Origin of the sequence: Stenotrophomonas sp. CASM114, assembly GCF_049384325.1 — a bacterium.
GTDB classification, from domain to species: domain Bacteria; phylum Pseudomonadota; class Gammaproteobacteria; order Xanthomonadales; family Xanthomonadaceae; genus Stenotrophomonas; species Stenotrophomonas muris.
Genome location: NZ_JBMRGJ010000001.1, coordinates 18,148 through 39,565, shown reverse-complemented (window position 1 = coordinate 39,565; position 21,418 = coordinate 18,148). Strand labels below are relative to the sequence as shown.

Below are 21,418 nucleotides of genomic sequence, written 5' to 3'. Positions count from 1 at the left end.
GGACGTTTCGTTGTAGCGACTAACCGCCTGCCTCCAGCCCTAATGCGCTGACTGCGCCCCAAGGCATTGCGGAGACTCCCTTGCAACTTCCGTCTTTCAGGCTTGCCTTAGCGACAATGCCGTATCCATTGTCTCCGAAGAAGATAGCGGCACCGCTATCTCCAAATCCGCACGCCAACGACGATCCTTCGATGCGTATCCACGCGTCCGCGCAGGGAAGGTTTCCGGTTGGACCGCATGCGAGCTCGGGCCTGTGCTTGATGCTCACGACTGTTCCGCAGGTGTATTGGCTGGTGACGCCTCTGAAGCACATGCTCTGGCCTTGAGTAGCGTTGGTCCACATGTACATGATGCGGCGCCTACTGTAATCCGAAGTGGAGGTGGCATACACCTCCCGTAGCGGTGTGTGTGACCCCACCGTATGCCACTGAACGTCGTGGCTCGCATCATTGATCTGGTCCACGAACGTCAGCGGCACGGTGTACTTCCCTGCGCCGGTTGCGTAGTTGCCATAGATTAGATTGTCGGGGCAATGCGCCGCAGTGGTGATACCCCTTCGTCCAGTGGCCTTATGAATAACCGGAAATCCTGAGGTGCAGTAGCTATTGTTGGATTGGAGGGGGGCGCCGCCAACAACATACTCCGCGTTGACTGACTTCGGCATGTTGGGGCGGACTTCAATCTTGAGACCGGTGACTCTTTCAAGCTTCTTGATTGTATCCTTCAACTCTTCTGCTTGGCGGCTGTCGCCGTTTATGTCAATCAGCACCCGTTCTTCGCCTGGGAACCCAGTCGTCCCCGTGATGCCTGGTATGGCGCTGTGAAGAAGAGGTCTGTGCTGAGCAAGGAGCGCGTAAAATTCGTCCTGGGTGTAGTTGTGACCGACCTCGAACACCACACGGGTCGTCCCGCTCTCGGTGGTAATCGTTCGATCCGCGACTGGATCTGGCCCCTTGAGTTGAACCAGGATGTGTTGATCTGGCGCGTCTTTTATCGACAGTTCCGTTAGACGATCTGCGAACTCGATACGCAACGCTTCAATATCCGACATCACCTCACCTTGTACCGCTAGGCGCGTGATTGCTTCGTCTATCGAGACCGTGGGGTGTTCACTCATATAGCTGTGAATCTGAATCTGCATCTCCTTGCCTTCTTGCGTGTCAGCGTCAGGCACCTGCGCCAAAGCACAGGTGGATACAAGAAGTGCTGCGGAGCATCCTAGAACCTTCCATTTCATGCGACATCTCCAGAGCTTGCAACAAATCATCGAGGCTTTCACATGCCTCGATGCGCGAGCCTAGCACTGTCTACCCTCCGACACCGCGACCTAGCTCACAAGTCTCAGTGGAATGATTGTGCACCCTGATGTCTGTATTGTGGTGGTGTTCGTTCGCGCATATTTAGATGAGTTTAAGCACTTCATGGATCAGGCGATTGGTTCCTTGCCTGAGAATTTCGTACACACCCAGCTGCTCCTGCTGCGTGCAAAACAGCTCAATCATCCGTTCCACTTCGTTCCGGTTGTATGAGCTGTACTTCCTGGTCTAGGCCACTGTCCGCATAGTATTGGTCATAGAAGCCAGTTGGCGACAGCGCCTCTCTTTCTCTCATTTTGTCTTTCATTTCCATTCGCCTCCATCCGCCGCCTGCGCTGCAGCCACAATAGGCCATGGAGCCGATATCACAGAACCCCTCCCATACAGTCGTCACCACGGCCACGCGCCCCAGGACCTGCCGGAACCTGCGATGCTCTGACAGCGCCTTCCCATTCGTGAACATGGCCAGTGGCGAGGTCAATGTGACCCATGCCCGACCTCGACGCTCGGCCGGAAAGTAGCGAACCAGGCACCGGGAAAGGAGATCGCCACGTGCCACTCACGCATTTCGCTTACTAGGTGAGACCGCCCAGCCACCTATAACTTTATTCCGCTGTAAACAAGGCCCAGCTCTTCATCGCGCATGACCCAGCGGCCAGCATTTCCCTCCGGACACAGATAGAACTTGCCGCCATAGCTTGACGCTCGCGACCACGCGTTGCGGGCAAACGGAGGAAATCTCCGCATGACTCGCACGTCGGACATCTCCGGCTTGCTCACCAGCCTACATTCTTCGGGCAAAGCAAGAACCCCGCTGGTCAGGCGGAAAACCAGCCACGATTCATTTGTGTCCATGTCGTGCGACTCGCGTATGTTGACTGCGTCCTCAGGCAACCATGAAGGCAACCATTTCGATTCACCGATTGCTTGTCTTGAGACGGCTTGATTGCGGTCTGCATACTCGGTGCTGGCAACTTCCATGCAACCAGAAAGTGCGATTGACAGCATCACGACTGGGAGCAGCTTGGGAGCGTACATTTGAGGCGTCCAAATCATCAGTAGGGGAAGTTTCCACCGGGACGATAGCTCCCGCACATCTGCGAGCAACTCCCCGTACGACTCATTTGTCCAGATGATCGTCCGAGGCGATTTGCCAACTGATCCGCAGCGGAGTCAGCGGCAGAGTCGCCCTTGACGCTTTGATCGAACCACTCGCGCCCGTTGCTTATGCACTGAGCAGCAGCTGATCCGCCCATACCCTTCTGTGCAGCCTCGCAGTTCGCCATGCAGTGGAAGTACTTATCCTGGCCAACCCATCCGTTATGAGACCCACCAACCACGTGTGTGGCTGACCATTGATTGGCATACTGCCCGCCGAAGTCGCTGGCTCCCGCGACAAATGCCCCCGGAAAGCCAAGAGCTTCCAATGTCCTATTCACGTAATAGCGCCAATCGACCGTATATGCGCCAGTTTCTGTCACAGTCACTCCAGGCTGGGAGTCTTTCAAACCCAGTGGATCAACGTGCGAAATTGTATTGCCGATTGCATAGGTATAGGTGCTAACACCTCCACCAAGCCCAATTGGATCACTCTGCGAATACCGCCCCACCACCGGGTCGTATTCCCGCTGATAGTTGTAGAACAACGCACTCGCATCCGTGGCCTGCTGCCCCGGGAAGCGCAGCGCCAGCTCGAACGCCACACCATCGCCATCCGGATCGGCACTTGGAATCTGGTTGCCGAATACCTCGCTCTTGTTGCTCCACTCCCAGATCGCGACATTCCGGACCGGATCGATCACCACGCGCGGTGTGCCCAGATGATCTGGTTGGACATAAGCGAGTTCCGGCACGCCGGTACCAGGCACATTGATCAGCGCCACCGGATAGTTGTCCAACCAGATGGCCTGCTGCTGCGCCTGGCCCGTGGCCGAATAGTTGCCCAGCCATTGCCCTGCTTCGTCATACAGGGTGATCTGTGCAGCGCCACCAGTCGGGGTGCGCAGCACGCGTTCGCCGCGGTGGTTGTAACCGTAGCTCTCCAGTGTGGCGTTACCCTGCTTCACCGCGTTCATGCGGTTGGCATCGTTGTAGGTGAACGTCTTGCTGCCGATGCGGGTGGTGTTGCCCACCGCGTCCTGGGTGCGCGCTTCGCCATCCACGGCGGTCAGCCGGTGGCTGGTTGCGGGATAGGTGTAGCTGACGGTGCCTGCCGAGGTGGTCAGCGCGGTGCGATTGCCGGTGGCGTCATAGGCATAGGTTTCAATCGGCGTGCCGGTCGCGCCGTCCTGAGTCTGGGTCAGGCGGCCCAGCGTGTCGTAGGCGTACTTGGCCAGCACCGTCGAGCCCGTGCCGTTCTTCAGCTCGGTGACCGAGCCGACCGGGTCATACCCGTAGCCCAGCGACAGGCCGCCTGCAGCCGGGTCGTGCACCGCCTGCGGGCGATAGTCGAGGTCCAGCGGGCGCTGCAACTGGCGGCCGTTGCCATAAGTCCAACCGGTCGCCGGTCCGAAGGCCGCGTAGGTCACGTTGTTCACCACGATCTGGCGTGCCTGGCCGGGCCGAGTCAGGCCGATCTGGCTGATGCGCCCCTGGGGATCGCGCACGTAGTCGGCCACGCTGCCGTCGGGGTAGGTCAACGCAGTCAGGCGACCCGACTTGCTGTAGGCATAGCGCAGTGTGCTGGCCACACCATTGACGGTCTGCACCTTGCGGGTGACTTGGCCGAAGCGGTCATGGCAGTACTGGGTGCTGCCATTGGCATGCAGCACCTGCCCCAGGCGTCCCTTGGCAAAGCGCTCGTCGGTGGCACAGGCAGTCGGTGCCACGTCATAGCTGTAGCCCACGTCCAGATTGGGGTCTGGATAGGCAATGCCGATCAGGCGGTTGAGCGCATCGTAGTGATAGGTGGCGGTGACGCCGCGTGCATCGGTAGCCGTCTTGCGGTTGCCGGCGGCGTCCACGGTGAAGCTGCTGGCGCCGCTGTCCGGGCTGACCTGACCGGTCAGATCGCCGAACCCGTTGTAGGCGTACGTGGTGTGCAGGCCCTTCGGGTCGGTGACCTGGGTGACCTGATCCAGCGCGTTGTACTGGCTGCGGATCTCCGCCGCGACGCCGCCGACGTCCTGCAGCGTCTGCGCCAGGCGGTTCAGCGGGTCATACTGCTGGCTGGTCACGCGCTGCAGTGCGTCGGTGATCGTCTGCGGGTTTCCGTTGGCATCGTAGGCGAAGCCTGTGGCGTGATTGCTCGCGTCCTTCAGTGCGGTCAGCTGACCGAGCGTGTTGAACGTCCGTGCCAGGGTACGGCGCAGGGTGCCGCCGGTATCCAGCGTGTCCTCCTTGAGGCGGTTGCCGGCGTTGTCCAGCGTGTAGTGAATCGTGTTGCCCGCGTTGTCCTCGATGTCGGTCAAGCGCAGCGCAGCATCGTAGACGTAGGACACGCTGCTGCCATCCGACTCGGTGATTTTCTGCACCTGGCCGGTTGGCCAGTAGCTCAGCTGGGTGACCCGATCCTCGGCAGTGGTCGCGCCGCGCACGGTGATTGAGGTCGTCCAGCCGCGGGGATGGTAGGTGTAATCAGTCACCACGCCGTTGGCATCCTTGACCGACAACGGCCGCCCGAACGCGTCGTAAGCCAGAGTCTCGGCCGTCTGGCCCAGCGCATTGGTCACGCTGCGCAGGTCGCCCTTGCGATAGCTGCAGGCACCTCCGGTCGCGCACCCTGCATCATCCGCCGAGTAATAGGCATAGGTAACGGCATCGGCCACATCCGTGCGCGGGCCATCCACACTCTTCAGCAGCCCCTCCACCGGGCAGCTGCCTGCCGCTGCCACATCAGCGGCTTCGCAGTAGGTGTAGCTGGTGATGCGCGTCTGAGCGGACGCGGTGTCGGTCACCGTGTTGGTTGTCGGCTGACGCCGGGTATTGAAGGACGTTCGGGTTTCACGATTGCCGATGCGGGTGGTCAGTACCGCGTTGATTTCGACGTCGCGCGCCGTGGTCACCACCCGCTGCTCGGGCAGGCCGAACGCTTCGGTCACGGTATGGATGCTGACGGCACGACCACTCACCGGATCGGTGCCCTGCGCATAGGTGTGCTTGGTCTGGATGCCGCGGCGATCGGTGTAGGTATCCAGACGCCGGCGGAAGTCGACACTCTGGTCGTAGTAGGTCCGGCTGACGGTTCCCTGCGAATCCGTCAGGCCGGTCACCTTGCGCGACGGAGCGCTATCGCCGCCGGGTGTCAGGGTGTAGTCGGTCTGCCGCCCCAGCGCGTCGGTCACCACCGCACCACCATTGGGGCTGTAGGCCAGTGTCACGCCATCGGCACCGCCGGCATGCTGACTGGAAATCACACGGCCGATGGAATCGTAGGTGAAGGTGCTGTAGCGGCGACCGTCCTCGGCGGTGATACCCGTCAGGTGCTGGGGAAAAGCCTGGTTCTCGTAGTGATACGTGCGCACACCGCCACCCGCATAGGTCACCGTGGCGACCTGGTTCTGCGGTGTGTAGGTGTAGGTGGCGAGCGAAATGCCTTCGACCAGCACCGAACTGATCAGCGCCTCATAGTCGTTGGACTGGTAGACGAACTCCAGTGTGCGGCCACTGCTGTGGGTAACGGCCGCAAGGCGGTCGCTGTCGTCGTAGATATAGGTCAGCGACGTGCCATCCGCGAAGCGCTTGGCGGCCAGACGCCCGTCCGCGTCGAAGGTCGAGATGGAGCCCTTCGAGTACAGTGTCCAGTTGCCGTTCTGGACCAGACGATCGCCACTGTCGTCGTCTGCCTCATAGGCTTGGCTGACCTTCTTGAATGCACGCTGGAAACCAGTACTTTCAATGATGCCCACACTGTCAACGCCATCCAGTGCCAAGTGGGCGCCCAGCGAATGGGTCCAGCCATAACCGAAGCCACCGGATGAGGTCGAGATGCCGGAGTGATAGAAGCGCGTCAGCGCGATCCAGCCCAGATCGAAGTCCGGCGCGATTTCGTATTTCTCGCCCGTTTTGACGTCGCACGGATTGCCTACGGTGCCGTCGCAAGGCGCGTTGTTTGCCTCCTCACCTTTTTCTGTCGAGGGACAACTCGGACCCGCGCTGTCCTTGTCGCACTTCTGCGACTTCGAGGTAATGGTTGCAACGAATTCTTCGCTGACGCAGGCGTTGTGTGTGTTGGACCACTGCGTGAAGGGGATCGGGCAGTTCAAGCGTCGCATGCGAGCAAGCCCTGTCGTTCCTGCGTCGAAGGGCACGCACGGAGACTCCGCCGAATTGCTGCCCAGCATGCCGGTGACCCGGTACTCTCTGACCTCCGAAATTCCGTCCATCCCTGGAGCAGTTGGGCCCCATTCTCCTTCCGGCACAGCAGTTTCCCCAGGACACTGGGGATTGATGTCCTGCAAGTCTGCAATGAGCGCTTCCAGCACTTCCTCTTCGGACAGGAAGCCACCATCACCCGCGCCGTAGTAAGTCCAGTCAGGGTCGGAGGGCTGCGTCCTTCCCATCCAGTAGGTGATCGACGTGTTTCCGTTCAAGTCCACGACTTTCGACTTGATCTTGTCGACGTACTGCCAGCCGAACTGGAACTCCGGCGGGAAGGGGCTGGGCGCCGGCAGGTTCTTGATGCCGGCCACCGCCGCCTGCTGGGTCTTGTACTGGGTCGCATCGCCGCCGGGCTGTGAAATGCGCCAGGTGATCTTGCTTTCCTGCGCATGCGCCACAGCAGGGGCGAAGCAGGCAACGGCGATGATCGCCAGCACGGCACACGAAATGGTCTTCAGTCGTTCCAACATCCCTGTTCTCCTTCCTGGACGAACACAGCGCCGGCGGGAACGAGAACGCGGAGCTGTGCCCACGCGTCATGCATCGGATCGTCCTTGGTCCGGAATGCGGCAGTTGCCACATGCCGCCTTTATCGTTGAGGACGCTTACACATTCAAGTGTGGAGTCGCGTAACCGATCACAGATTCAAGCATCCAACGCCATTCAGCGGTCTACGCTCCGTCCCCATGACTTCCTGCACAGGGAGTTGGTGTTATACCTCACTACATTACCAGCACGACCTGTCGCGAGGTCGGCAGGCTACGGCACTCCGCTGCAGACCTGACCCATCGGAAGGGCCGGCACGCGTCACGGCCTAGGGGAAATGGCAATGAAGAGCAGCCGAGTGACGTTGTGGGCGCTGGCCGCGATGATGGCCGCAGTGGGCGCCGCGCACGCAGGGGAAATCCAGGTGGATCGCGGCGCCTACGCGCTGCAGGCCGAAGAGACCGGGGCCGGCCCGATCACCGTGGTCTTTGAATCCGGCTTCGGGCAGGGTGCGGGTGCCTGGAAGGAGGTGGTTGCGGGTCTGGGGCGCGATTACCACAGCATCACCTACGCCCGCGCAGGGCTCGGCAAGTCCGGCAGCGACGGTCACCCCAAGCGCATCGATGCGCATCTGGCCGACCTCACGGCCGTGATCGATACGCTCGCTCCCGGTCGCCGCGTTGTGCTGGTGGGTCACTCCTATGGCGGCCTGCTGGCCACGGAGTTTGCACGCCGCCATCCGGAGCGCCTGCAGGGCCTGGTGCTGGTGGACCCGGCCACGATGGGTCAGCGCCATGCGTTCAAGCAGGCCGACAGTGCCCGCGTGCAGGCAGATGATGCCCAGCTGCGGGCGATGCTGCCGCCAGCCATGGCCGCCGACTACGCCGTGTTGACCGAACAGCTGGATGCACCCGGTGCGGAGACCCCGCGCACGATGCCGGACGTACCGGTTGAGCTGCTGACTGCAACCCAGCTGGCTGCCGAACCGCTGTTCTTCGAAGAAACCGCAGCGGGCAAGGCCCTCTGGAAGGCGCAGCACGCCCTGCTCTTCTCGGGCTTCACGCGTGGCTCGCACCGCTACCTGGCGACCGGCCACACCCTCCAGCGCGAGGACCCTGCTGCGGTGGTGGCCGCGATTCAATCGGTCTCCGGCACCTCGAAGTAGCCGTTCCAGGCAACGGCTTCGCCCGTTGTTCCCCGCTACTGCCCGCGCAGGCGCACCGCGAAGTACCGCGCTGGGGAAAGGCCAAGCGCCTTCTTGAACATCGTGATGAAGGCCGTCACCGACTCATAGCCCAGCGTCTCGGAAACGCGTTGTACCGGTGCGCCCGCGGCGAGTTCACGAATGGCGATGAGCAGGTGCAGCTGCTGCCGCCAGCGCCCGAAGGACAAGCCCGTTTCCCGTTCGATGAGGCGGGTCAACGTACGCTCGCCCAGGGCCAGGCGCAAGGCCCACTGGCCGATGGTGCTGCGGTCTGCCGGATCCGCCGACAGCGCCGCCGCCAACGCCCGCACCTTCGGGTGATGGCTGACCGGCAGCGACAGATGCTCGGCCGGCATCTGCACCAGTTCGTCCAGCAGCACCCGCGCCAACCGGTCGGTGTGGCTGCCATGCGGGTAGTCCAGCGGCGCGTCGGCCAGGTGCAGGATCATCTCGCGCAGCATCGGCGAGATCGCCAGCGTCACGCACTGCGCCGGCAGGTCGACGACGCCGGGCTCGACGAACAGGTAGCACAGGCGCGCGTTGGCGGTGGCGCGATTGCTGTGCGGCATGCCACCCGGAATCCAGACGCCACACTGGGGCGGCACGATCCACAACGCATTGGCCACTTCGCAGGTCACCGCGCCATGCAGCGCAAGAATGAGCTGGCCCTTGCGGTGCTCATGCACGGGAATCTCTGCGTCGTGCTCGGCCACCTGCAGGCGGCTGGCAACCGCCGGGCGATCGGTCTCGTCCGGGTCCAGGTCAAAGCCGGGGAGCGAAATGCGAGCCATTCTCACATTGACCGGTTTTAGCGATTGGTTGTCATTGTAGCGAAATTCGCCAGTGCGGCCGATCACTAGCATGAGCCGCATGCACCTCCCCACACCTTTCCTTCCCCAACTGCTCCAAGCATTCGCCCGATTGAAAAGCCCTGCCCTCCGGACCGACCAGGAGGCCGTGCTGTTCTCGCTCAAATGCCTGCTCGCCGCGTCGCTGGGGCTGTATGTCTCCCTGCGGATCGGCCTGAATCGCCCATTCTGGGTGATCGGGACGGTCTATCTGGTGTCGCAGCCCCTTTCCGGGGCAACACTGAGCCGCGGCCTGTTCCGCCTGCTCGGTACCGTGGGCGGGGCCATCGCCACCGTCGCGTTGGTGCCACGTTTCGCCAATGCACCCCTGGTGCTGAGCGCCGCGCTTGCGACCTGGATGGCGCTGTGCCTGTACCTGGCGATGCTCGACCGCACGCCGCGTGCGTATGCGTTCCTTCTGGCCGGCTATACCACCAGCCTGATCGGCTTTCCTGCGGTGATGGTGCCGGGAGAGGTGTTCACCATTGCCATCACGCGGGTGCAGGAAATCGCCATCGGCATCCTGGCCGCCACGCTGGTACATGGGTTGGTGCTGCCGCGCCGGGTTTCGATGCGCGTGCACGCACGGGTTGCTGCCGTGCTGGAAGATGCGGAACGATGGACACGCGACATGCGCGCCAGTGCATCGGACACGGTGCTGGCGACGGACCGCTCGAAAGTGGCCGCCGACCTGCTCGAGCTGCATGTGCTGTCGATCCACCTGCCCTTCGACAGCGCCCACGGCGTGGCCCAGGTGCAGATCCTGCGTGCCCTGCATGACCGGATGCTGGACGTGCTGATGCTGTCCAGCGCGGTGGAAGATTCCATCGCCCGGCTGCGATCACCACAGGCCAGCGCGATGGATGCAACAGACTGGCGCGATCTGCTGCGGGCCAGCCTGGTCGCGCAACAGGCCGAGATCGACCTTGCCCACGCCGATTGCCGCGTACTGCAGGCGGAGCTGCACACTGCCCGGCCCGACTGGCGCCGGCATGTACCTGCCCGCCTTGCGCGACATGCGCAGGGTGCGGTACTTCACCGGGATCATCGGCTTGCCCTGCGCAGCGCGCTGGGCGCGTTCGTCGGCATCCTGCTGAGCTGCGTGTTGTGGATCGTTACCGGCTGGTCGGACGGCGCCACGGCGGTGTCCATCATCGGCACGGCGTGCGTGCTGTTCGGCACGATCGAAGCGCCTGCGCCGCATGTCATGCGCTATCTGGTGGGGTCGTTGATCGGCGTTGGCGTCGGCCTGCTTTACGGTCTGCTGATATTCCCCGCGCTGTCCGATTTCGTCGGCCTGATGGCCGCGCTGGCGCCTGCGCTGCTGCTGTGCGGATCGTTCCTGGCCCGGCCACCCTTCATCATGGCTGCGCTGGGCGTGGTGCTGACGTTTCCGCTCATCGCGGGACTGGGCGCGACCAATACGGTCAACATCGTCGGCGCACTCAACAACAGCGTTGCGTTGTTCGTGGGTACGACGGTGGCACTGTGCAGCATGCAGCTGTTCCAGACCGCCGATGCGGGCCGCAACCGCACACGGCTGGAGCGTTCGATCCGTCGGGATATCGCACGACACGCCGCCGGACAAGGTGGCGTGGCCCGGGCCTGGCTCAGCCGCATGCTGGATCGAATCGGACTGCTCGCTCCCCGGTTGCGGGGCGGTTCCAGTGCCGCAGACGACCTGCGGGCATTGTTTGCGGACGTGCGTGCGGTACGTGCATCCAACCAACTCCGCGCACTGGACAAGTGCCAGGAAAACCCGCAGGTCCGGGTGCTTCATGCGGCGCTGATCGAACGCGTCGCCGCACATTTCAGGGTTCGTGCCCACGCGCCACGCAGCGTCGACGCCCATCTTCTGGAACTGCTCGACCGCATGCGCGAGGCAGCAGTGGCCAGCAGCGGGGATGATCGTGAGCATCTGTCGCACCTGCTCTGCGGATTGCGCCGCGACCTGCTGGCGCCCGCGCTCACCCATCGGCACTGACCTCATGTTTTCTGATCTTTCCATTGATGGCGTGCTCATTCCCGGCCTGCTCGCCGTGGCCGCCGCCGCGCTGGTGCTTTCGATGCTGACCTCGCGCCTGCTCGCCAGTCTCGGTCTGTACCGCTTGTTCGCCGCGCGACCACTGGTGGGCCTGTCCCTGTTCGTGATCCTGGCGGAGCTGATGATCCGGCTCTCGCCCCTGCTCGAGAAATGAAATGAAACACCTGCTTGCTGTCATCGGGCGCTGGAGCGCTACGCTGGTTGTATTCGCGATTGCTGTTGTTGCCGCACTGTCCATCTGGAAGCGTTACGAAACACGCCCGTGGACGCGGGATGGGCGGGTGCGCGCCGATGTGGTGCGCGTTGCATCGGACATGGGGGGGCTGGTCACCCAGGTGCTGGTGCACGACAACCAGCGGGTCAGCGCCGGACAACTGCTGCTGGTGCTGGATCAGCCACGCCTGGCTGCCGCGCTTGAGAAGGCCGACGCAGCGGTCAGCAGCGCACGCGCGACGCTGGCGCTGGCCCGCCGCGAATCGACGCGGGACAACGCTCTTGGCAACCTGGTCGCCTCGGAAACACGCGAACGCAATGCCGCCAAGGTCGATACCGAGCTGGCCGCCCTGGCGCAGGCGCGGGCCGAACAGCGCGTTGCCCGGCTCAATGTGCAACGCACCGAGGTGCGCGCGACCACCGATGGCATCGTCACCAACCTGGACCTGCACGCGGGCGACTACCTGCAGCCAGGGGCGCAGGCGCTGGCGCTGATCGACACCCGCAGCCTGCGCATTGAAGGCTACTTCGAGGAAACCAAACTGGGCTGCATCACCGAAGGCGATGCCGCCGTGGCCCGGCTGATGGGCGACACCCACGATGTCCGCGGACACGTTGACAGCATCGCCGCCGGCATCGCCGACGATCAGCGCTCAAGCACGCACAACCTGCTGCCGGCCGTGGCGCCGACCTATACCTGGGTGAGGCTGGCACAGCGGATCCCGGTACGCATCCGCATCGATGATGCGCCGCCGGATACCCGCCTGATCGTCGGTCGCACTGCGAGTGTGACCATCACGCCCCCGGCACAGGGAACCTGCAAGTGAGCCTGCGAACACTACGCGGTGGGCTGCTTGCCCTGCTGCTGCCGATGACGGCCTGCGTCTCCGGCCCCGACTATCACCTGCCTGCGAATGCCGTCGCTGCCTCCACACGCGCGGCGCAGCCGTTCGTCTCGGGCAAGGAGGCATCGTTCAGCCACGACGCGCCACCGGATCGATGGTGGCAACTGTATGGCGACCCCCAGCTTGACGGCTACGTGCGCGAAGCACTGGCGGCCAACGCCGACCTGCGCGCCGCCGATGCCAACCTTCGGCGCGCCAGCGCTACCGTGCTGGAGTATCGCGCGCGCGGTGCCGTACAGGCCGACGTGGATGCATCGGGCACGCTCACCCATGCCGGTGGCTACACCCAGGCGTCGGCCGCCCCGCAGTCGTACGCGCTGGGCCTTCACCTCTCCTATCCACTGGATCTCGCAGGTGGCATCCGCCGCGGCATCGAAGCCGCCAACGCCGACGCGGAGGCGGTTGCTGCGGCACGCGACCAGGTCCGCGTGGTCGTCGCTGCGGCCGTCACCCGTGCCTATCTCCAGGTGTGCACCCGCAATCACACGCTCGCTGCAACCCGGCAGGTGCTGGCGGTCCAGCGCGCCACCCTGGACGCAACCCGACGCCTGGCTGCAGGCGGACGCGGAACGGACTTCGATGTCAGCCGTGCCGGTGCAGCCGTCAATCGCAGCGCGGCGGCGATACCGCACCTGCTGGCGGAACGGCAGGCCGCACTGTTCGAACTGGCCGCATTGATGGGCAGGCTCCCGGCGGACTATCCCAGGGAGGCCGAAGCCTGCCCACGCCCCCCGGAGCTGGAGCAGGCGCTGCCGGTCGGTGATGGTTGGCAGCTGCTCCAGCGGCGCCCCGACATACGTGCCGCCGAGCGCAGCCTTGCGGCGGCCACGGCGATGATCGGCGTAGAGACGGCGGGTCTCTATCCGCAGATCACCTTGGGCGCCTCTTCGGGCGTGGCTGGCACACCGGCGCATCTGCTGTCGGCCGACGGCTTCGGTGCGAGCATCGGTCCCGTGCTGTCATGGCACTGGCCCAACCGCCGCGTAGCCAAGGCCCGCATCGCGGCGGCCGGCGCCAATGCAGATGCCGCTCTCGCGTCCTTTGACGGCGTCGTGCTGCAGGCTCTGCGGCAGACCGAGACCGCGCTTTCTGCCTGCACGCAGGAGCTTGAACGCGAGCGCAGCCTGGCGCAGGCGCGTGGGGATGCAGCGCGGGCCGCCGGGCAGGCGCAGCAGCTGTACCGTTACGGCAGGATCGATTTCCTCGATGTGCTTTCGGCCCAGGCCGCGCTGGCAGATGCGGAGTCCGCATTGGCTGCATCGCGCGCGGACCGGGTCGACCGCCAGCTGGATCTTTTCCTGTCGTTGGGCGGAGGCTGGGCCGCAACGGATTCGGCCGCGCGCGGTGCCCGGTGACCCGTTCAGGGCAGCGACTGCACGCCGCGCCGTCTGTTCAGGAACGTACCGCCTACACCCGTATTCATTCACTCTGACTGCCCTATATTCCTGCCACAGCGCCGCATGCTGCGGCCATGACGGAGGCATATCCATGAAGACAACACGTTTGCTGGCCATCGCCTTGACCACCGCCACCGCTTTCGCTGCGGCCCCCGCGTTCGCCGATCCGCCGCACCACGCCCGTGGCAACGGCCCGCCGCCGCACGCAGGCGGCCCGCACAACCGCGAAGCGCCGCCGCCGGGCTGGCAGAAGAAGGCCTGGCGACGTGGCGAGCGCCTGCCGTGGGCCGAAGTGGACCGCCGCTACTGGGTAGACGATTACGCGCGCTATGACCTGCGCGAACCGGGCCGCGACCGGCGTTGGGTGCGCCAGTCCGATAACGAGTACCTGCTGGTGGAGATCGCCACCGGGCTGATCATCGACGCCCTGCATCGCTGAAGCGACCTGCAGCGTCCGCACACGCAGCGATTTACATCGGTGCAGACACCTTACGACCGGGGCCGCCCCGGTCGGCGGTGTCTGCGCCCACGGTGCCCCGCCCGCCTCCGCGGCCCGCCATGCAGGCCCTCCCGCAGCGCGATATACCCGCACATCAGCGCTGTGGCAAATAGCCCCATCGCCACCAGTATTTCGAATCCCCGATCACCAAAGAGCAGGCGGATGGAGGTCTGCAGTGAGCACAGCCTGCCGCAGCGCAGGCCGTGCTCGTTGAAGCCATGGATGAGCACCAGTACGCCCATCAGCCCGCACCACGCCATCAGGGCCAGGCTTGCGATGAAGATGAAAGGTCGATGGATACGCATGCGCTCGTTGCGGTCTTCTACGGTGATGTCCAGCGCGACGTTGCGAGCACGCGATCGGAAGCATCCAGCTCTACCGACCAGGCTTGGGTATCCAGGCGCAGCCGGTTCTCATACCACCATCGCTGCGCACAGCGACCACTGCATCCACGGCTGGCATAGCGGGTAAAGGGAGCACCGGCGTGCTCCACCACGTCAGGGTGCCCCAGCGCCCGCAGTACCTCGGCCCTGCTCGCCCCGACCGGGACCGAGGCAAGCGCGTGGGAATGCCACGCCGAGATCGCCGAGCAACCGGCCACGTACGCCACGAACAGCCCGACCAGCCCCCACATCAGTGTCCTCATTGACAGATCCCCTCCTGCGCCGCGCGCCCGCGCATCATCCGCGCAGACGCTCTTCGACGTCAAACTTCAACGACAAGCGGACCTGTTGCAGCGCCCGGCAACCGTGCTAGCGTGCGCCGACCGATGATTCAGGATGAACGCAGGGACACCCGTCGATGGCAGGCAAGCGCCGGAAGGACAGGATCACGCAGGAGCACGGTCTGTTCGTGAAGCGGTACGGGCCCAAGGGCGGCGCCATGCCAAATCCAGCGACCGGCCCTGCGACTGGAACTGCGAGAGCGGCTCAAGCGTCTGGCGCCAGAAGAGCGGGTCAGGATGCTCCCCGGTGAGGACGACAACGATGATCAGCCCTGGAGGAGTGATCCGGCGCGCCATCTTCGTGACGCTCTGCAGTGTACTGTGCGCCTGCGGCCTGGTGATGGATAGTTCGTTCGACACGCTGCGCGAGGCGCTCGATTCCGACATGGTGAACAAGGGATGGATTCCCGGCTGGGTGCCGCAAGCGGCGACCGACCTGCGGGAGGTACATGACCTCGACTCGAGCACCAGCGCGCTGGCCTTCACCAAACCCCCTGCGGTATCACTGCAGCTGCCTGTGGATTGCCAGGCAACGACATTCAGTAGCAGCGATCCTGTTGCGTTCGATCGATACTGGTGGCCGGGCGACGGGACGCTCAAGTCGTCGTACCGCGTCTTTCGCTGCGCGCCCGAATCCGGAAAATCAGTCTTCGTCGCCATCAACAGGACCGAAGACCACGTGCTCTTCTGGCGAACCTACGCGCGGTGATGCGCCCGCGCCACCCTATTCCTCCCCAGGACCCCATGATGCCCAACGCACGTGCACGCTTCGTCGCCCTCGCCCTGTTGCTCCCGGCGTGGCTGCCGGCCTACGCCACGCAGAATGCCCCCGCCGACGTCAAGGCGATCGAACAGGTGGTCGAAGCGTTCCGCACCTCGCTGATCAACAAGGACAAGCCGACCTACATGGGCCTGTTCTTCTCTGACAAACCGGAAGACATCGGCTGGCAGTTCGTTTCCGAGGATGTGCGCCTGCAGGACATCCGCAAGGCCAAGCCCGATGCGATCAAGGCACGGCAGATTCCCGCCAACAACTTCATCGCGCTGATCGACGGGGCGATGGCCTCGCCGAAGCCGAAGGAGGAGAAGTTCTCCAACACGAGGATCGAAACGGACGGCGATGTGGCCTCGGTCTCGTTTGACTACAGCTTCCACGACGATGGGGTGAAGACCAACTGGGGCAAGGAAATGTGGCAGCTGGTCCGCACCGAGCAGGGCTGGAAGATCTTCTCGGTGATCTACTCGATCCGCGATTCACGCAGCCCGGGTGATTGAACGTCGCTTGACCGGGCCGAACCCAGGCCGCGATCCATTCAGCAAGGGCATTGGCATTCGGCCATCGATCGGGCAGAGTTCGGCCACGCGCAAGGACGCATGCCATGACCCGCCTGCTGATCATCGAAGACAACCCCGAGCTGGTTGCCAACCTGTATGCCTTCTTTGAACCGCTCGGCTACGTGCTGGACGACGCGCGCGACGGCGCCAGTGGCCTGCGCCGGGCCACGCAGCACGACTACGACGCCATCCTGCTGGACCTGATGCTGCCGCGCCTGGACGGCATGACGCTGTGCCAGAAGCTGCGCCAGGAGTTCCAGAACCCGGTGCCGATCCTGATGCTGACCGCACGCGATCCGGTCGAAGACCGCGTGCAGGGCCTGGCCCTGGGCGCGGATGACTACCTGGTCAAACCGTTCTCGCTGACGGAACTGGATGCACGGATCAAGGCCCTCGTACGAAGGGCACAGGGGCGCCAGGTCCAGAGCGTGCTGGCGTGGAAGGACCTGCAGGTGGACACGCGCTCGCCGCAGGCCTGGCGGCAAGGCCGCTGCATTGCGCTGACGCCCACGTCGCACAAGCTGCTGATGTGCCTGGTGCGTGCAGCTCCCGCCGTGGTGCGCAAGCAGGAGATGGAATACCTGGTCTGGGGCGACGAGCCACCGGACAGCGGCGCGCTGCGAACCCACATCCATGAGCTGCGCCTGCAGGTGGACCGCAGCTTCGACACCGCGCTGATCACCACGGTGCACAGCGTCGGCTGGCGCATGCAGGCGTGAGCCCTGCCTCCCTCTACCGCCGCCTGAGCCTGCGCACCCGCATCACGATCTCGTTCGTGCTGTTGATGGCCGGTGCCATGGGCTTCATCGTACTGGCCGAACAGGTCGACTACGACCAGGTCCGGGCTGCTGTCGTCGCACGGACCCAGCACGGCGAAGTGCAAAGGCTGCAGGCCGCGCTGGATCGTGGCCAACGCCCCGCCCTGCCACCAGGGACCCAGCTGTTCGATGCCCAGGACGTGCCATTCGTACTGCGCCAGTACGGCCCGGGCTACCACGGCGAAGAGGCGCCCAACGAGTGGCACCTGCGTGTGTTCGACAGTCGTGGCCAACGTTACTACCTGCTGCAGGACGCTGCACCCTATGGCTATCTGGAACACCTGATCAATGCCTTTGCGGCACTGGTCATTTCGGTCTGCGTACTCGGCGCCTTCCTGATCGGCCGCAGCGTCGCTACCCACGTCATCGCGCCCATCACACGATTGGCCGATGCGGTACAGGACGGCCACAAGCCCTTTCCGTACCAGGACGCACGCGACGAGATCGGCGTGCTCGCGCGCGCCTTTGCCCGTCATAGTGACGAGCTCGAACGGTTCCTGCATCGCGAGCAGTGCTTCAGCGGCGATGCCAGCCACGAGCTGCGCACGCCCTTGGCCATCATCGGTGGTGCTGCCGAAACGTTGGCCTGCCAGCTTCCGGCCGACAGCCACCTGGTTCCCAGCGCGGCACGCATCCTGCGCACCACCCAGGAGATGCAGCGCCAGCTGACCTGCCTGCTGCTGCTCTCGCGTGCCCCCGGCGCCGTGCCGCGCAACGCGGTGGCCCTGCGTCCGCTGCTCGAATCCTGCATGGAGCGCTGCCAGCCCTGGCTTTCCGGCAAGCCGGTGACCGTTGCGTTTGATGCCCGGCGTGACGCCGTGCTGGTCACCAACGCGGATCTGGCGCACAGCATCATCTGGAATCTGCTGCGCAATGCCTGCCAGTACACCGAAAGCGGCGAAGTGCGGATCACCCTCCACGACACCGCACTCATCGTCGCTGACACCGGACCCGGCCTGCCGTCCAGCATCGACCCACGGCAGTTCCAGCGCTTCGTGCCCGGTGGCGCGCACAGCGGCGAGGGGCTGGGGTTGTCGATCGTGCAGCGCATCGTCGAGCACCTGGGCTGGACGATGACCGTGGAATCCTCCGGGCAGGGGTGCCGGTTCACCCTGCGCTGGCCCCGCCTCCCGCATCTGACGGATTCCTGACATCGGGCTGCACATGCTCCGGGCTGCTCCCCCGCTCTGGAGACGGCATGCAACACCCCAAGGACAGCGGCAAGTACCCGCACGGCAAGACCGGATTGAGCCGCATCTTCCACACCCTCATCCATTCGCGCGATGGCTTCATCGCCACCTTTCGCGGCGAGGCGGCGTTCCGCCAGTTGTTGCTGCTGCACGCGCTGCTGATGGCGGCCGCGTTCGTGCTGGACATCAGCACGGTCGAGCGGGCGCTGGTGCTGGCGGTCTGTTTCATCAGCCTGCTGGTGGAACTGCTCAACTCGGCGATTGAAGCCGTGGTTGATCGCATCTCGCTGGAGCAGCACCCGCTGTCCAAGAACGCCAAGGACATGGGCAGCGCCGCGCAGACCACCGCGTTGTTGATGGTGGGTGCGGTGTGGGGCGTGATCCTGCTGGGCTAGCCCGGCAATCCTGACAACTTCCTGATAAGGCCGTTTCGATACTGCGCGCACTCCTGTTCCGCGGAACCTGCTCGTGCGTCAATGCCTCCGTTTCCCGCGGTCCCATCCAATCGTTCTGGTCTGGGCCGCCGCACTGTTCTTCGCCACGATTGGAAACCTTGCCCTCTGGAAGACGCTGTGGGGGCTGATCGATCTCAACAGCCTGCGCAGCACGCTGTTCCTGGCCAGCCTGCCGCCGCTGCTGTTCTGCCTGTTCAACCTGCTGCTGACGCCACTGCTGGCACTCCCCTTCGTGCGCAAGCCGCTGCTGGTGCTGCTCCTCGTCGTCGGCGCCGCGTGCAGCTACTTCATGCTGCACTACAACGTGCTGATCGACCGCAGCATGGTGCAGAACGTGTTCGAGACCAATCAGGCCGAACTGAACGCCTATCTGTCGCTGCCGCTGCTGCTCACGCTGCTGGCGCTGGGCGTGCTGCCCGCTGCCGGGCTCGCCCTGGTGCGCACCACCCGCAGGGCCGGTTCGATACGTTCCCTGCTGGTGTGGCCGGCCAACGTCCTGGCGTCGCTTGTGGTGCTGCTGGCGATCGGCTTTGCGTTCTACAAGGACTACTCCTCGCTGCTGCGCAACAACCGCTACATCCGCGACCAGGTACTGCCGTTGAACGTGGTGCGCCATACCCACGGCTACCTGAAAAGCCTCTACAGCACCCGCCAGCAACCGTTGCGCCCGATCGGCACGGACGCGCGGCGCGTTCCGGGCCCGCGCCCGAAGCTGGTGGTCATGGTCGTCGGCGAGACCGCGCGTTCACAGAACGTCCAGCTCAACGGCTACCCACGCGCGACCAATCCCCGGCTCTCGCGCAAGGATGGCGTCATCAGCTTCAGTGATGTTTCCTCATGCGGAACCGCAACGGCGATTTCGGTACCGTGCATGTTCTCGCAGATGACCCGCCAGCAATACGACGACGTCCGCGCGGCGACCGAGGAGAACGTGCTCGACATCCTGCAGCGTACCGGCGTCGGCGTGCTCTGGCGCAACAACAACAATGGCGGCTGCAAGGGCGTGTGCGAGCGCGTGCCGACCGAGGACATGCCCGCACTCAAGGTGGCCGACCAGTGCGTCAACGCCGACGGCACCTGCTACGACGACGTGCTGCTGCATCAGCTCGGCGCACGCATCGACGCCATCCACGGCGATGCCCTGGTCGTGCTGCATCAACTCGGCAGCCATGGGCCGACCTACTTTGAACGGTATCCCGCAGCGTCGCGGGCCTTCAGCCCGACCTGCGACAGCAACCAGATCCAGCACTGCAGCAACGAGGCACTGGTCAACACCTATGACAACACCCTGGTGCATACCGACCAGGTGCTGGCGGAGACCATCGACCTGCTGCAGGGCTATTCGGACCACCGCGACGTTGCGCTGTTCTATGTCTCCGACCATGGTGAGTCGCTCGGCGAACGCGGCATGTACCTTCACGGCACGCCCTACTTCATCGCCCCGCGCGAACAGACCCAGGTGCCGATGGTGATGTGGTTCTCAACGGAGTTCAGCCGCAACGCGGGCCTGGACATGGCCTGCCTGCGTGGGAATGCGCTGCGCCGCGCCTACAGCCACGACAATGTCTTCCATTCCCTGCTGGGCCTGTTCGGTGTCAGCAGCAGCGTGTACCAGCGCGATCTGGATGTCTTCGCCGGCTGCCGGGCGACGACCGGCGCGCCGCTCGCCACCGCGCCGGCCAAGCGGCACCGGCTGATGCCGGTCACCGCCCGGAACGTGGCGCGTTACTGTGCGGCCAGGGCGAAATCCAGGCCGGCGCATACCGCCGCCACCTGGGCGTCGTTGCATTCCTGCGGGTTGGTGCGCGGGCTGTCCGGGTAGACCTCGGTGGTGGTGGCAAAGCGTGCATCGGTGAAGCCGGCGCAGGCACCAATCGAACGCGATTCGCCCCAGACCACGCCCGGCGACTGCAACGGCAGGCCGACCAGGTTGCCCTCGGCGTCGGCCGGGGCGATATGGGTGACCGGGGCGACGGCGGCGATCAGGGCCTTCTGGAACTCGGCCTGCGGATCCTCGCTGTTGCCGATCACGTAGAAGCCGTCCGGAATCGTGTCGCGCTCGAACGGCTTGCCGTCGCGGGCGCAGCGGGCCGGATCGAACTCGTGCAGGTCGCTGTCGGTGGTCTCGTGCAGGTCCAGGTGCACCAGCAGGTTCGGCTTGCGCTCGGCCACCCAGCGCATCAGCGCGGCGGCTTCCTCGATCTGGCCGCCGTCACGGAAGCTGCGGTTCGGGTCGATGGCATCCGGGTTCCAGCGCTGGATGCGCTCGTAGCCCCATGGGCTGACGCACGGCGCCACGATCAGGTTCAGCCGGCCCAGGTAGCGCTCGGCCTGCTGTTCCAGAAACTGCAGGGCGCCATGCACGCCACTGGTCTCATAGCCGTGCACGCCGCCGGTGATCAGCGCGGTCGGCAGCGCCGGGTTCCAGTCGTGGTTGACCACGGCGAACAGCGGGTAATGGTCCGGCGCATAGTCCAACTGGCCGTACTGGATCACGTCGAAGCTGTCGTCCAGGCGTTCAAGGGCGGCCACCACATCGTCGTGGTAGCTGCGCTGGCGCTGCTGGCGGGCCCGCCACTGTGCGCGTTCCGCGTCGCCCCAGGGCTGTCCGGGGGTGCCGATCGGGTAGAACTGCGCAACAGTCATTGGGGAACTCCAGGGGTCG

20 protein-coding genes are annotated in these 21,418 nt (G+C 64.5%); 13 read left to right on the top strand and 7 right to left on the bottom strand.

Translation table 11 applies throughout. The features are described from left to right. Positions 1–19: 19 nt before the first annotated feature. Positions 20–1,237 carry a S1 family peptidase gene (locus tag VG566_RS00180; RefSeq protein WP_241883989.1) on the bottom strand — a complete coding sequence of 406 codons (1,218 nt, stop codon included), beginning with the start codon at positions 1,235–1,237 and terminating at the stop codon, positions 20–22. Between the two features lie 112 nt (positions 1,238–1,349). On the opposite strand from VG566_RS00180, the gene VG566_RS00175 reads away from it, so the two are divergent. Next, positions 1,350–1,529, top strand: coding sequence for a hypothetical protein (locus VG566_RS00175; protein WP_235647138.1), 180 nt, complete (start codon positions 1,350–1,352; stop codon positions 1,527–1,529). A gap of 384 nt (positions 1,530–1,913) precedes the next feature. Here VG566_RS00175 and VG566_RS00170 read toward each other — a convergent pair whose 3' ends face one another. Then, positions 1,914–2,354 (bottom strand): hypothetical protein, encoded by a 441-nt coding sequence (locus VG566_RS00170; RefSeq protein ID WP_180886916.1) that lies wholly within the window; start codon positions 2,352–2,354, stop codon positions 1,914–1,916. Positions 2,355–2,371: 17 nt separating this feature from the next. Then, positions 2,372–7,105: an RHS repeat-associated core domain-containing protein gene (locus VG566_RS00165; RefSeq protein ID WP_241883991.1), complete on the bottom strand. Its 4,734-nt coding sequence runs from the start codon at positions 7,103–7,105 to the stop codon at positions 2,372–2,374. Between the two features lie 359 nt (positions 7,106–7,464). Here VG566_RS00165 and VG566_RS00160 point away from each other — a divergent pair, with 359 nt between their 5' ends. Continuing rightward, positions 7,465–8,286, top strand: a complete 822-nt coding sequence (locus VG566_RS00160; protein WP_241883993.1) for an alpha/beta fold hydrolase — start codon at positions 7,465–7,467, stop codon at positions 8,284–8,286. Positions 8,287–8,321: 35 nt separating this feature from the next. Here VG566_RS00160 and VG566_RS00155 read toward each other — a convergent pair whose 3' ends face one another. Next, positions 8,322–9,116 (bottom strand): AraC family transcriptional regulator, encoded by a 795-nt coding sequence (locus VG566_RS00155; protein WP_164165848.1) that lies wholly within the window; start codon positions 9,114–9,116, stop codon positions 8,322–8,324. Between the two features lie 70 nt (positions 9,117–9,186). Between VG566_RS00155 and VG566_RS00150 the strand changes: the two genes are divergently transcribed. From VG566_RS00150 to VG566_RS00130, 5 genes are all read left to right on the top strand, one after another. Continuing rightward, a complete protein-coding gene (locus tag VG566_RS00150; RefSeq protein ID WP_241883995.1) occupies positions 9,187–11,157 on the top strand; it encodes an FUSC family protein in 1,971 nt (656 codons plus the stop codon). Between the two features lie 4 nt (positions 11,158–11,161). Beyond that, positions 11,162–11,371: a DUF1656 domain-containing protein gene (locus VG566_RS00145; RefSeq protein ID WP_032962478.1), complete on the top strand. Its 210-nt coding sequence runs from the start codon at positions 11,162–11,164 to the stop codon at positions 11,369–11,371. A gap of 1 nt (position 11,372) precedes the next feature. Then, positions 11,373–12,257, top strand: coding sequence for a biotin/lipoyl-binding protein (locus VG566_RS00140; RefSeq protein ID WP_049407293.1), 885 nt, complete (start codon positions 11,373–11,375; stop codon positions 12,255–12,257). Then, positions 12,254–13,690, top strand: a complete 1,437-nt coding sequence (locus VG566_RS00135; protein WP_241883996.1) for an efflux transporter outer membrane subunit — start codon at positions 12,254–12,256, stop codon at positions 13,688–13,690. The genes VG566_RS00140 and VG566_RS00135 overlap by 4 nt, the downstream gene beginning before the upstream one ends. A 133-nt stretch (positions 13,691–13,823) precedes the next feature. After that, positions 13,824–14,171 carry an RcnB family protein gene (locus VG566_RS00130; RefSeq protein WP_041863539.1) on the top strand — a complete coding sequence of 116 codons (348 nt, stop codon included), beginning with the start codon at positions 13,824–13,826 and terminating at the stop codon, positions 14,169–14,171. A 50-nt stretch (positions 14,172–14,221) separates the two neighbouring features. Here VG566_RS00130 and VG566_RS00125 read toward each other — a convergent pair whose 3' ends face one another. Continuing rightward, a complete protein-coding gene (locus VG566_RS00125) occupies positions 14,222–14,536 on the bottom strand; it encodes a hypothetical protein (protein WP_241883997.1) in 315 nt (104 codons plus the stop codon). A 17-nt stretch (positions 14,537–14,553) separates the two neighbouring features. Beyond that, positions 14,554–14,877 carry a hypothetical protein gene (locus VG566_RS00120; RefSeq protein WP_136092954.1) on the bottom strand — a complete coding sequence of 108 codons (324 nt, stop codon included), beginning with the start codon at positions 14,875–14,877 and terminating at the stop codon, positions 14,554–14,556. 340 nt (positions 14,878–15,217) lie between these two features. On the opposite strand from VG566_RS00120, the gene VG566_RS00115 reads away from it, so the two are divergent. From VG566_RS00115 to VG566_RS00090, 6 genes are all read left to right on the top strand, one after another. Continuing rightward, on the top strand, positions 15,218–15,664 hold the full coding sequence (locus VG566_RS00115) for a hypothetical protein (RefSeq protein ID WP_241883998.1): 447 nt from the start codon (positions 15,218–15,220) through the stop codon (positions 15,662–15,664). Positions 15,665–15,699: 35 nt separating this feature from the next. Beyond that, entirely contained in the window at positions 15,700–16,230 is a 531-nt protein-coding gene (locus tag VG566_RS00110; protein ID WP_197574572.1) for a nuclear transport factor 2 family protein, read from the top strand. A 104-nt stretch (positions 16,231–16,334) separates the two neighbouring features. Further along, positions 16,335–17,009, top strand: coding sequence for a response regulator transcription factor (locus tag VG566_RS00105; protein WP_032962486.1), 675 nt, complete (start codon positions 16,335–16,337; stop codon positions 17,007–17,009). Beyond that, positions 17,006–18,259, top strand: coding sequence for a sensor histidine kinase (locus tag VG566_RS00100; protein ID WP_241883999.1), 1,254 nt, complete (start codon positions 17,006–17,008; stop codon positions 18,257–18,259). The genes VG566_RS00105 and VG566_RS00100 overlap by 4 nt, the downstream gene beginning before the upstream one ends. Before the next feature lie 47 nt (positions 18,260–18,306). Beyond that, the gene (locus VG566_RS00095) at positions 18,307–18,693 is read left to right on the top strand and encodes a diacylglycerol kinase (protein WP_050483602.1); all 387 of its coding nucleotides are present in this window, start codon (positions 18,307–18,309) and stop codon (positions 18,691–18,693) included. A gap of 73 nt (positions 18,694–18,766) precedes the next feature. Then, positions 18,767–20,575, top strand: coding sequence for a phosphoethanolamine--lipid A transferase (locus VG566_RS00090; protein WP_241884000.1), 1,809 nt, complete (start codon positions 18,767–18,769; stop codon positions 20,573–20,575). Here the strand turns inward: VG566_RS00090 and VG566_RS00085 are convergent. Then, positions 20,479–21,399, bottom strand: a complete 921-nt coding sequence (locus VG566_RS00085; protein WP_032962492.1) for a M14 family metallopeptidase — start codon at positions 21,397–21,399, stop codon at positions 20,479–20,481. The two genes, VG566_RS00090 and VG566_RS00085, sit on opposite strands and share 97 nt — an antisense overlap. Positions 21,400–21,418: the final 19 nt, after the last annotated feature.

Excerpts from the sequence above, each read along its gene's own strand:
- VG566_RS00085 (WP_032962492.1), bottom strand. The coding sequence starts at position 21,399 with ATGACTGTTGCGCAGTTCTACCCGATCGGCACCCCCGGACAGCCCTGG.
- VG566_RS00160 (WP_241883993.1), top strand. The coding sequence starts at position 7,465 with ATGAAGAGCAGCCGAGTGACGTTGTGGGCGCTGGCCGCGATGATGGCC.
- VG566_RS00150 (WP_241883995.1), top strand. The coding sequence starts at position 9,187 with ATGAGCCGCATGCACCTCCCCACACCTTTCCTTCCCCAACTGCTCCAA.
- VG566_RS00125 (WP_241883997.1), bottom strand. The coding sequence starts at position 14,536 with ATGCGTATCCATCGACCTTTCATCTTCATCGCAAGCCTGGCCCTGATG.
- VG566_RS00170 (WP_180886916.1), bottom strand. The coding sequence starts at position 2,354 with ATGTACGCTCCCAAGCTGCTCCCAGTCGTGATGCTGTCAATCGCACTT.
- VG566_RS00165 (WP_241883991.1), bottom strand. The coding sequence starts at position 7,105 with ATGTTGGAACGACTGAAGACCATTTCGTGTGCCGTGCTGGCGATCATC.
- VG566_RS00140 (WP_049407293.1), top strand. The coding sequence starts at position 11,373 with ATGAAACACCTGCTTGCTGTCATCGGGCGCTGGAGCGCTACGCTGGTT.
- VG566_RS00095 (WP_050483602.1), top strand. The coding sequence starts at position 18,307 with ATGCAACACCCCAAGGACAGCGGCAAGTACCCGCACGGCAAGACCGGA.
- VG566_RS00115 (WP_241883998.1), top strand. The coding sequence starts at position 15,218 with ATGATCAGCCCTGGAGGAGTGATCCGGCGCGCCATCTTCGTGACGCTC.
- VG566_RS00180 (WP_241883989.1), bottom strand. The coding sequence starts at position 1,237 with ATGAAATGGAAGGTTCTAGGATGCTCCGCAGCACTTCTTGTATCCACC.
- VG566_RS00105 (WP_032962486.1), top strand. The coding sequence starts at position 16,335 with ATGACCCGCCTGCTGATCATCGAAGACAACCCCGAGCTGGTTGCCAAC.
- VG566_RS00120 (WP_136092954.1), bottom strand. The coding sequence starts at position 14,877 with ATGAGGACACTGATGTGGGGGCTGGTCGGGCTGTTCGTGGCGTACGTG.
- VG566_RS00130 (WP_041863539.1), top strand. The coding sequence starts at position 13,824 with ATGAAGACAACACGTTTGCTGGCCATCGCCTTGACCACCGCCACCGCT.
- VG566_RS00175 (WP_235647138.1), top strand. The coding sequence starts at position 1,350 with ATGATTGTGCACCCTGATGTCTGTATTGTGGTGGTGTTCGTTCGCGCA.
- VG566_RS00145 (WP_032962478.1), top strand. The coding sequence starts at position 11,162 with ATGTTTTCTGATCTTTCCATTGATGGCGTGCTCATTCCCGGCCTGCTC.
- VG566_RS00155 (WP_164165848.1), bottom strand. The coding sequence starts at position 9,116 with ATGGCTCGCATTTCGCTCCCCGGCTTTGACCTGGACCCGGACGAGACC.
- VG566_RS00110 (WP_197574572.1), top strand. The coding sequence starts at position 15,700 with ATGATGCCCAACGCACGTGCACGCTTCGTCGCCCTCGCCCTGTTGCTC.